The 9,953-nt window shown below is 43.7% G+C and carries 11 protein-coding genes and 1 tRNA gene; 8 read left to right on the top strand and 4 right to left on the bottom strand.

Annotated features, from left to right (window positions below):
* The first annotated feature begins 467 nt into the window (after positions 1 to 467).
* Positions 468 to 566 (top strand) — tRNA-Sec (locus tag Q8P28_09760).
* Positions 567 to 570: 4 nt separating this feature from the next.
* On the opposite strand, the gene Q8P28_09755 is transcribed toward Q8P28_09760, so the two are convergent.
* Positions 571 to 1,419 carry a PEGA domain-containing protein gene (locus Q8P28_09755; protein ID MDP2683066.1) on the bottom strand — a complete coding sequence of 283 codons (849 nt, stop codon included), beginning with the start codon at positions 1,417 to 1,419 and terminating at the stop codon, positions 571 to 573.
* Positions 1,420 to 1,556: 137 nt separating this feature from the next.
* Positions 1,557 to 2,825 carry a hypothetical protein gene (locus tag Q8P28_09750; protein MDP2683065.1) on the bottom strand — a complete coding sequence of 423 codons (1,269 nt, stop codon included), beginning with the start codon at positions 2,823 to 2,825 and terminating at the stop codon, positions 1,557 to 1,559.
* A 325-nt stretch (positions 2,826 to 3,150) separates the two neighbouring features.
* Here Q8P28_09750 and typA point away from each other — a divergent pair, with 325 nt between their 5' ends.
* Positions 3,151 to 4,962, top strand: coding sequence for a translational GTPase TypA (gene typA / locus Q8P28_09745; GenBank protein MDP2683064.1), 1,812 nt, complete (start codon positions 3,151 to 3,153; stop codon positions 4,960 to 4,962).
* Positions 4,963 to 5,026: 64 nt separating this feature from the next.
* Here the strand turns inward: typA and Q8P28_09740 are convergent, their stop codons facing one another.
* Entirely contained in the window at positions 5,027 to 5,251 is a 225-nt protein-coding gene (locus Q8P28_09740) for a CopG family antitoxin (GenBank protein ID MDP2683063.1), read from the bottom strand.
* Complete coding sequence (locus Q8P28_09735) at positions 5,238 to 5,501, bottom strand: BrnT family toxin (protein ID MDP2683062.1); 264 nt, start codon at positions 5,499 to 5,501, stop codon at positions 5,238 to 5,240. Before Q8P28_09735 ends, Q8P28_09740 begins: the two co-directional genes overlap by 14 nt.
* Positions 5,502 to 5,706: 205 nt before the next feature.
* Between Q8P28_09735 and Q8P28_09730 the strand changes: the two genes are divergently transcribed.
* The 6 genes from Q8P28_09730 to Q8P28_09705 all read left to right on the top strand — a co-directional run.
* Positions 5,707 to 6,729: an aspartate-semialdehyde dehydrogenase gene (locus Q8P28_09730; GenBank protein ID MDP2683061.1), complete on the top strand. Its 1,023-nt coding sequence runs from the start codon at positions 5,707 to 5,709 to the stop codon at positions 6,727 to 6,729.
* A 3-nt stretch (positions 6,730 to 6,732) separates the two neighbouring features.
* On the top strand, positions 6,733 to 7,500 hold the full coding sequence (gene truA, locus Q8P28_09725) for a tRNA pseudouridine(38-40) synthase TruA (GenBank protein ID MDP2683060.1): 768 nt from the start codon (positions 6,733 to 6,735) through the stop codon (positions 7,498 to 7,500).
* 128 nt (positions 7,501 to 7,628) lie between these two features.
* A complete protein-coding gene (locus Q8P28_09720) occupies positions 7,629 to 8,636 on the top strand; it encodes an integrase core domain-containing protein (GenBank protein ID MDP2683059.1) in 1,008 nt (335 codons plus the stop codon).
* Positions 8,637 to 8,668: 32 nt separating this feature from the next.
* Positions 8,669 to 8,917 (top strand): ribbon-helix-helix domain-containing protein, encoded by a 249-nt coding sequence (locus tag Q8P28_09715; GenBank protein ID MDP2683058.1) that lies wholly within the window; start codon positions 8,669 to 8,671, stop codon positions 8,915 to 8,917.
* A 165-nt stretch (positions 8,918 to 9,082) separates the two neighbouring features.
* On the top strand, positions 9,083 to 9,619 hold the full coding sequence (locus Q8P28_09710; GenBank protein ID MDP2683057.1) for an O-acetyl-ADP-ribose deacetylase: 537 nt from the start codon (positions 9,083 to 9,085) through the stop codon (positions 9,617 to 9,619).
* Positions 9,616 to 9,953: isocitrate lyase/PEP mutase family protein (locus Q8P28_09705; GenBank protein ID MDP2683056.1), on the top strand; the 338-nt coding region annotated here is incomplete at its 3' end. The genes Q8P28_09710 and Q8P28_09705, both read left to right, overlap by 4 nt.

The following is a 9,953-nucleotide window of genomic DNA, read 5'->3' as shown; positions in this document are numbered from 1 at the left end:
AGGAGAAGGACAAGACCTATGGGTGTGTTCAGCGACAGAACGAGTATGGAAAGAATACTGTATGCTGTATTTACCTATGAAAACAAAAAGGAGGGAACTAATACCCCTTTCTTACTGACACATAATAATTGACATTACCCTCTGAACGCTCCTCTTGCGAAAGGTTGTGGATGTGATATAATATTTATGGAGGTGACAACCAAGGTCGCTTCTGGGTATTGCACGAACTAACGCGTGCGTGCGTAAGACCCATCCGCAGGGTGCATTAAACCACCAAAGGGTTGCCCTGAAAGGCAAGGTTGAAAAGATTAAAGCCCTAATGGACGGTAATCCCAGTAGACATAGCCCTTAAGGACCGACGGATTGGGAAAAAGCTGTTCGTTGCAATACCTGATTTTTTTGTTGCTATCAAGGCTAAGGCCTTGAGTTACCGTAACTCAAACCTTTAGGTTTGAGTGTTGTTGTCTGGAAGGGGATATGGCCCGGTGGCCCTGTCAGTCTTCAAAACTGTGCTGCCCCGATGTTGCATCGGGGTGGGTGGGTTCGACTCCCTCCTCCTTCCGCCAGTTTTTACTCCTTTTCCAGCACAACTGCAAACTCCGTAACCCGCCCCGTTCTCACAGCTATCTTTTGCGCAACTTTCTTAAATCCTTCCATCTTAAAGTTTACAGTGTAAATACCAGGCGCAAGGTCTGTGGTGATGGGCGTAAGGCCGTAATATACATCGTCTATAAATACCTGCGTCTTTGGCGGCACAGAAGAAAGAGACAGCCTGCCCTCGCTTCCAAGTATAATCTCTTCCTTAACAGGCTCAATTGACTTGGGCATTGTCTTTTCTATTGCCGAGGCTATATCAGTCAGGGTGCTTTTTATAACCTTTGCAAGGGAGGATGAGATATATTTGCCAACGGTCTTTCTTGAGTTGCCCATTGTGCCTGCAAACCTTTCATTTTTTTCAGTCACAGCGCCTGACCATAAAATATTACCGTTCTTTGCATCTTTTGCAGTTGTCTCTATTTCTATTTCAATTGCGTCCTTTGCCCCTATATCCAAGCTGAAGGCCTTTACAGAGCCTTGTATCAAGAGGTCTGCCTGAGCCTTGTCTCCCTTCTCAGCTTTAAAACCCGCAAGTTGAAACTGCTCTTTAAATGCATCTGTTACAAGGTCAGAAACATTCTTTTCAATGATTAGCTCGGGGGCATCTATTCCAAAGACAGGCGAGGTTATGTCTCCAAGTTTTTTACGGTTGCCTTCTTTTCTTTCGTCTTTATATGGAGCAATGGCTACATTGAAAGACTCTTTCAAGGAAATAGCAGGCGCGCCGAGCCTTGCGTCGTATTTTACGGTTAAAGGTGCGGCGCAGCCGAAAGTGATAAGCACAAGTCCAAAAATCAATATATTTTGTATTTTGTTTTTCATGGCAAACAAAAAAGGGGAGGGATTAAAACACCTCCCCATCTTAAAGAGTTCCTAGTAACATAGCTTTAGCTATGTTACACACCCTGTCCCTCTCAAGAGGGGATAAACAGGTCTAAAGACCTGTTTATACGGCTTTCTTAGAATGCTGCAAATACCATCAGCGTGGCAAGCCTGTCACCGTTTAGCTGCTCATTGTTTGCAGCAAGGTCATAGTGAGAGCCGTTATTCATGGAATAGTTAAGCTGCAACTCCACATTCTGGGCCAGAAGGTATGTAGCGCCAAGCGTGGTGGTATTTTGCTTGTTATTGGCGGCTGCACCTGTGTTGCCTGCTCGGTAACCGGCTGCAACGGTTGCCTTGCCGGGAAGGACACCCAATTCAGCAAGCAAAGACCATGCCTTTTTATCCTTTGCATTGGAATTGAAGAGGTTGGCCGTATCTCCAGCCTTTGTCCTTTTAGCATTGCCGTATGTGAGATAAACACCCAGAGGTAAACCCATATTGCCTTGTGCCTGGGCATCTATAGCATATGCATCTGCAGATTCTCTTGTGGTAGCGTCAGTACCTGCACTGCTATTAGTATCGCGTTTTGTGGTTCCGCCCCACCACTGAACTCCTGCGCCTATATCCCAGCCACCCACATTGGGTGTTGCAGCAGCACGGATATAGCTCAAATAGGGACCGGCATCAGTGGTCCCATGGACAGGCGCCCACATAGTATAGTTGACAAAGAACATGTCACTGGAGGCTACAAATGCAAAACCTTCTGCCGCAGTCGCTGTGCCGATATACTGCTGTGCCGATGTTTCTGTCCTGTGTTCAAGGACGCGAGACATCCTTGTGGCGCCTGTGTTCAAAAGCTCAAAACCGTAAGAGGCGCCGGCTGTATCTGTTGTAAATGGGATAACGCTCAACTTCATAGGACCAACATCATATGTGATTGGCATTTTATAGCTTGCGAAAACAGGCATATCAGCATCGCTTAACTGTGCCTCAAGCAAGAATCCCACATGCTCACCTGCACGGCCGCCTATTAATAACGCCGCCTCATCAGGGAACTGAAGCTGTCCCTTATTGGTATCAGTGCTCCCGTTTTCATTATTATTATCTTTTCCGTTTGTCTTCTGATATCTCACCTTGGTAACAAGCGATGCGTTCAGCGTATCAGGAATGGAGAGGTCTTCGCCCTCAACCTTACCCTCTCCGCCAATCTGTGTATAACCCCCTGCCTTGAATGCCCTTCCGAATGCATTGAGCGCAGGATAATGCTGGAAATGGCAGGTTGAACATGCCAGGCCTGTCTGCCGTGCAAAGGCAGGGACTGCATTCGCCTTTGGAATAATCCAAAATGAAACAGCAAAGGCAAAAAATATTGCAAACGCTAACAAAATATTTGTCTTTTTCATCATAACCTCCTTTTTGATTTTTTAAACAGTAGGCAAACCTTTAGGGTTGCCTGTTTTCGCAAGGCTAAAGCTTTGTCCTACAGCCTTCTTTCCCCATTAAATATTATCCCTCCTTTCTTTAGGATTGTATCAGCAAATATAGCAGAATCTATCAAATTATCAAGAGGTACTGTAAAAGAATGTAAAGGGGGTTCAAGTTTTTGGTTGCACTATTTAACCTTTTTGATATATAATTACAAATTCAACCACAATCCCCATCAGGTTGGGGGTTATAGGGGCAGACCTATGTGTCTGCCCTCGCAGACTTTCTTTTATAGGAGACCAAATGAGAAACGAACAAATAAGAAATATCGCTATTATTGCCCATGTTGACCATGGCAAGACCACCCTGCTTGACTTCATGCTTAAACAGGCGGGCATATTTAGGGAAAACGAACGGGTAGAAGAGAGGGTGATGGACTCCATTGACCTTGAACGCGAACGCGGTATAACCATTATGGCAAAGAATACTGCGGTCTCCTACAACGGCGTGAAGATAAATATCGTTGATACGCCGGGCCATGCGGACTTTGGCGGCGAGGTGGAGAGAACTTTGAAGATGGTGGACGGTGTTCTCCTGCTGGTGGATGCGTCTGAAGGGCCTTTGCCGCAAACCCGTTTTGTCCTGAAAAAGGCGCTGGAGCTTAAACTTCCGCCGATTGTAGTCATAAACAAGATTGACAGGCCTGATGCCAGGATCAAGGAGGTCTTAAATGAGGTGTATGATTTATTTATAGACCTTGATGCAACCGAAGAGCAGATAGATTTTCCTGTTGTTTACACAATAGCCAGGGAGGGAATTGCAAGACTTACACCTGATGAAAACACAAAAGACCTCCGTCATCTTTTTGAATTGATATTAAAGACTATTCCTGCGCCTGAAGGCGATGAGAACGGGGATCTCCAAATCCTTGTAACAAACATAGCCTATAATGACTATGTGGGACGGCTTGCCATAGGCCGCATATTCAGCGGCACGATCAAGGCAGGCCAGATGATTGGCATTGTAAATCAGAAGGGAGAGGTGGTAAAGGCAAAGATTACATCACTTTACGGCTTTCAGGGACTGAAAAGGGTTGATCTGCCGCAGGCAATTATGGGCGATATTGTTGCCCTTGCGGGCATAGAAGGCGCAAATATCGGAGACACAATTACAGATGCTGATAATCCGAAGCCATTGCCCAGAATTGCTGTTGATGAGCCAACCATATCAATGGTTTTTTCTATCAACTCATCCCCGTTTGCCGGCAAAGATGGAAAATTTGTAACATCAAGGCATTTGAAGGAAAGGCTAGAAAAAGAGCTGCTTTATAATGTTGCAATTAAAATGGAGCCGATGGAATCAAGGGACTCTTTCAAGATTATGGGACGTGGTGAATTGCAGTTGGCAATCCTTATAGAGATGATGCGGCGGGAGGGGTATGAACTAACCGTTGGGATGCCGGAAACCGTCACGAAAAAAATAGACGGCGCGCTGCATGAGCCTATGGAACAGCTTACTATCGACTGCCCTGAGGAATTTATCGGCGTTGTAACGCAGAAGCTTGGCATGAGAAGGGGCAAGATGCAAAAGATGCAGAACAACGGCCACGGCAGAGTGAGACTTGAGTTTCGTGTGCCGTCAAGAGGGCTTATCGGATTTAGAACGGAATTTCTTACGGATACAAAAGGGACAGGGCTTTTAAATCATATCTTTGACGGATACGAACCGTGGCAGGGAACGATATCAAAACGCGCAACAGGCGCGCTTGTTGCAGACAGGACAGGTGTTACGACCGGGTATGCCTTGTTTCATATCCAGCCAAGAGGGGAGCTGTTTGTAAGCGAAAGCACGACTGTGTATGAGGGTATGGTAATCGGCGAAAATTCAAGAGAGAACGACCTTGATGTCAATGTAATAAAGGAAAAGAAACTGACCAATATGAGGGCGTCAGGCTCTGACGAGTCCCTCCACATTGCGCCTCCAAGGCTAATGAGCCTTGAGCAGGCCATAGAATTTATTAAAGAAGATGAGGTCGTGGAGGTTACGCCGAAAAATATAAGGATCAGGAAAAAGATACTTGATATAAATAAGAGGGGGAAAAAGGAGAGGGCATAACGACCAAACTCAGCGGTGCATCTTTAATGCATCCGCTGTAGTGGCTTGTTAAAATAGGATTAATTCAAAATGCCTTTTCAAGGCGTTCCGCTACCCATACTTTTATGATGGATTGCCGAGGCACACCCAAACGGCTGGCTTCTTTGTCCAATAAGTTAATCATCCACAAAGGGAAGTCAACATTTACCCTTTTCTGTTCCCGCTCTGGTCTTCTTGCCTTCGATACATCAAGGTATTTGGAGATATCCTCTCCTTCATCAAATCTCTTGTCAAATTCACGAGCTTTCATATAAATCAACCTCCTCTTTTCTTGACCGATGTACCGAGATAATCCGTATTGTCCCGTTCCTATATGTAATGATTCCTGACCAGTGCTTTCCTGAAATCTTCCCGATTGTCAAAAATCTCGGTTCATCGCTGGTTTTTACGGGAATCTCTATCAAATCGGGGTCATTCCATAGTGCTTGGGCTTCGTCGAAGTCTATGCCATGTTTTTTCTTATTACCATTACTTTTTGTGGTATCCCACTCAAATTCCATAGTATAGAAATTATACCTTTAGTATACCTATTGTCAATTAAATAAAAACTCATCCCTGGCATGACGACTTACTTATAACATTACAACACACGGACATCAATAAATATTGGGACGGATGTCCCTCATTATTTATTTAATTTTTTGTTTTTATTTTTAAAACTTAGATGATAAGATATGCGGCAATAAATACTGTTGAGGTGTTACGATGAAAAAGCAAAAATATAATGTAGCGGTTGTCGGCGCTACTGGCGTAGTTGGTCAGGAGATGATAAAGATACTTGAGGAGAGGAAATTTCCGGTCGACAGGATAAAACTCCTGGCATCGGAGAGGTCTGCAGGGCAATATCTGGAATTTAACGGCAAGCAGGAAAAGGTTTATCTTCTTTCAGAAGAGACATTTGAAGGGATTGATATCGGCCTGTTTTCTCCGGGCGCATCGGTAAGCGCTGTATATGCGCCAAAGGCCGGCAAAGCCGGATGTGTGGTCATTGACAATACCAGTCAGTTCAGGATGGAACCTGATGTGCCATTGGTTGTGCCGGAGGTAAATCCAAAGGCCATTGGCGAATATAAGAAGCGGAATATCATTGCAAATCCAAATTGTTCAACCATTCAGATGGTGGTGGCATTAAAGCCTATTCACGATGCGGTGAAGATAAAACGGATTGTAGTATCCACCTATCAGGCGGTTTCAGGCGCGGGCAAGGAGGCGATGGATGAATTGTCTGATCAGGCGCTTGCTATCTATGGCCAAAAGGAGATAAAAAAGAAGGTCTTCCCGTATCAGATAGCATTCAACTGCATTCCGCAGATAGATGTGTTTCTTGACAACGGCTACACAAAGGAAGAGATGAAGATGGTGAATGAGACCAGAAAGATTATGGGAGATAATTCAATAAAAATTACTGCTACAACCGTTCGTGTGCCTGTATTCAACAGCCATTCTGAGGCAGTAAATATAGAGACAGGAAAGAAGATTACAGCAAAAGAGGTAAAAGGGCTTCTTTCAAAGGCGCCTGGCGTAAAAGTGATGGATGATACAAAGAAACTTGAGTATCCAATGCCTATAGACGTCTCTGAAAGGGATGAGGTCTTTGTCGGCAGGATAAGAGAGGACGAATCCATACCAAACGGCATCAATATGTGGATTGTGGCGGACAACCTCCGCAAAGGCGCTGCGCTCAATGCCGTGCAGATAGCGGAGATATTGATAAGGGAATATCTGTGAAATATGCGCAACATAAGGCTCCTCATTGAATACAAAGGCACTAATTATACAGGCTGGCAGATTCAGCCAAACCTCCCTACAATCCAGGGTATAATCCAGGAAAAGATAAAGATTATTACGAGTCAAGAAGTTAAACTTATTGCAGCCAGCAGGACAGATGTAGGCGTTCATGCATTGGGGCAGGCGGCAAATTTTCATACAGAAAGCCTGATACCCACTGTTGCCATGCAAACAGGGCTCAATGCGCTGCTTCCAGATGATATTGTTATAAAAGATGCTGTAGAGGTTTCTCCTGATTTTAATTCGCGGAGGCATGCCATAGCAAAAACCTACAGATACTTAATCCTTAACAGACCTTACCCATCAGCCATTTACCGCAACTTCTCATGGCATGTCTTTCAAAAATTAGATATAGACGCAATGAAAAAGGCAGCCGGCTATCTCATTGGTAAAAAGGATTTTACATCCTTCAGGGCTGCAGACTGTGATGCCCCGCATCCAATAAAAGGGATACTCTGTTTTTCAATAGAGACGACCCCTCCTGTTCCCCTTTTGACAAGCAGTGATGAAACTGGCTTGCTTGCGCTTGAGGTCAAAGGCACGGCATTTTTAAGACACATGGTCAGAATAATGGTCGGAACATTAGTTGCCGTTGGAAAAGGAAAGATTAATCTGAATGATTTTCAGGCCATTATTAACGCCAAAGACAGAAAACTTGCCGGTATGACCGCGCCGCCGCAGGGATTATTTTTGAAAGAGGTGGAATATTAATCCTTCTCTATCTGTCTGGTTGCCATGAATAAGTTAAGATACATATGCGACATTAAGGAATAATGGATCATTATGCGAAGGCATAACCGATATTTAGTAGAATGGGAGGCTATAGGAGGTTTCAGCATATGCTCCATAGCCTTAATGGATTTGATGAGGATGAGATAGCAAAGCAGAGGATGAAGATTATAAAGTTCTATGAAGGATACGGGGAGAAGGCAACGATAGAGACCTTTGGCGCAGACAGGAAGATTATAAGCAGATGGAGGAATAAGCTTAAACAAGGTGGAGGGAAGCTTCTTGCATTGATACCCGAATCTACCAGACCCCATAAAAAGAGAACTCCCGATACGCCGCAAGAGATAGTTGATTACATTAAGAATATAAGGTTAGAACATCCAAAGCTGGGAAAGGAAAAGATAAAACCCCTTCTGGATAAATACTTAAAAGACAAGGGTATTAAAACCGTATCTGAATCAACCGTCGGGAATATCATAAAGAGGCATAAACTCTTTTACTTTCCAAAGATAGGCAGGGCATATCACGACCCTAACTCCAAGTGGGCGCAGAATAGAGTGAATAAGAAGAAACGGCTTCGGGTTAAACAGCATCCTAAACCAAAATATTTTGGTCATATTGTTGCAGATACCATTACAAGGATAACTGATGGAGTAAAGGATTATTTCTACTGCGCAATAGATGCCAGATTAAAGTTTGCCATAACCCTTAACTATAAAAGATTGACGAGCAGGAATATGAAAGACTTTTACCAGAGGTTTAAGCAAGTCTATCCCGGGATTATTACATTGTGGCAAACAGACAACGGGGGAGAAAACCTTGGAGAGTTTGATGAGGAACTCTCAAGAGATAGTATCCCTCATTTCTTTTCCTATCCTAATTGTCCCAAAATCAATAGTTATGTTGAGAGATACAATAGAACCATACAGGAGGAGTTTATAGATAATCATCTGGATATTATCCATGACAAACCGCTCTTTAACCAGAAGCTTGCCGATTATCTCATCTTCTACAACACCCAAAGACCGCATAAATCACTGGGTCTAAAAAGTCCAATGGATTACTTAATTGAAAACGGAGAAATGTCGCAAATGTGTTTGACTTATACAAGGTATTGACCATGGTATAACCATATGTGATACTTAATGACATGAAAACAGCAATATCTATCCCGGATGAAATATTTAGAAAAGTAGATGAGGCTGCTAAAGAGTATAATTACTCCAGAAGCGAATTATTTACCCTTGCGGCCAAGGAATTCCTTGAAAAGATGAAATCCAAAAGGCTTTTAGAGGCTATTAATGAGGCGTACTCAGAACCGGAAACGTCAAAGGAGACCTCTTTAAGAGAGAAGAACAAAAAATATTATTCCCGCAAGGTTTTAAAGGGACGGTATTGAACATCAAAGAAAGCACTGAAAGAGCATAATTCCTTTTCCAATTCAAAATCTCCTCACAATTTTTCATATCGCCTCTTCCCTTTTATTGCAGCAATGCTATCACAACTCTTTCGTTGCCATTGACCGGATTATTTTATTGTGATACAAGGGGCATGGACACGTAATATGCAGACAACCATCAATTCCACTATACTCTCTCTTATCAAAGGCGACATCACACTGGAAGAAACCGATGCTATTGTGAATGCTGCAAACTCACGACTTGTTGGCGGAGGCGGTGTTGACGGCGCAATCCACAGAGCAGGCGGGCCAAAGATTATGGAAGAGTGCAGGAAGATAGGCGGATGTCCTGCCGGAAGCGCCGTCATTACCACTGGCGGAAACCTCAAGGCAAAGTATGTCATCCACACAGTAGGCCCAATATATCGAGACGGAAAACACGATGAAGCGAAGTTATTGGCAAACGCATATAAAAGCAGCCTTGAACTTGCAATAAAAAATGGCGTAAAGACGATTGCCTTTCCATCCATAAGTACCGGCGCTTATGGCTATCCTATCAATGAGGCAGCGGAGATTGCATTGAAGACTGTGATAGATTTTATCAAGGCAAATAAAGAGAAATTGTCTCTGGTGCGGTTTGTGTTATTTTCAGACAGGGATTTTGAGGTGTATAAAAAAATACTGACAAAACTGACAACATGATTTCAAAACCTGCTACATTCAGAAAACTTCTCAAAAGCGGCACAGTAGTTATGCCCGGCGCATTTAATGCGATTTCTGCCATGCTTATTGAAAAATGCGGGTTCAAGGCTGTCTATATGTCGGGCGCAGGTATCTCAAACAGCGCTGGTCTTCCTGATACAGGGATTTTAACAAGAGATGAGTTTGTCCAGCAGGCAGGTTATATTGCCAATGCTGTAAACATACCTGTAATTGCTGATGCAGATACTGGTTTTGGCGGACTCTCGGAGGTAAAAAAGACAGTTGAGGTGTTTGAAAAAGCCGGTGTTGCAGGAATTCAGATAGAAGACCAGAA

It is taken from the genome of Deltaproteobacteria bacterium, assembly GCA_030690165.1.
In the GTDB taxonomy this organism is placed as follows: Bacteria; Desulfobacterota; GWC2-55-46; order UBA9637; family UBA9637; genus JACRNJ01.
Note: the sequence above shows the minus strand (reverse complement) of the source record. Positions and strands in the feature narration are given on the sequence as shown.

Bases quoted from the DNA above. Each gene is read 5' to 3' on its own strand.
- Q8P28_09730 (MDP2683061.1), top strand. From the start codon at position 5,707: ATGAAAAAGCAAAAATATAATGTAGCGGTTGTCGGCGCTACTGGCGTA.
- Q8P28_09755 (MDP2683066.1), bottom strand. From the start codon at position 1,419: ATGAAAAACAAAATACAAAATATATTGATTTTTGGACTTGTGCTTATC.
- Q8P28_09715 (MDP2683058.1), top strand. From the start codon at position 8,669: ATGAAAACAGCAATATCTATCCCGGATGAAATATTTAGAAAAGTAGAT.
- Q8P28_09735 (MDP2683062.1), bottom strand. From the start codon at position 5,501: ATGGAATTTGAGTGGGATACCACAAAAAGTAATGGTAATAAGAAAAAA.
- typA (MDP2683064.1), top strand. From the start codon at position 3,151: ATGAGAAACGAACAAATAAGAAATATCGCTATTATTGCCCATGTTGAC.
- truA (MDP2683060.1), top strand. From the start codon at position 6,733: ATGCGCAACATAAGGCTCCTCATTGAATACAAAGGCACTAATTATACA.
- Q8P28_09740 (MDP2683063.1), bottom strand. From the start codon at position 5,251: ATGAAAGCTCGTGAATTTGACAAGAGATTTGATGAAGGAGAGGATATC.
- Q8P28_09720 (MDP2683059.1), top strand. From the start codon at position 7,629: ATGCTCCATAGCCTTAATGGATTTGATGAGGATGAGATAGCAAAGCAG.
- Q8P28_09710 (MDP2683057.1), top strand. From the start codon at position 9,083: ATGCAGACAACCATCAATTCCACTATACTCTCTCTTATCAAAGGCGAC.
- Q8P28_09750 (MDP2683065.1), bottom strand. From the start codon at position 2,825: ATGAAAAAGACAAATATTTTGTTAGCGTTTGCAATATTTTTTGCCTTT.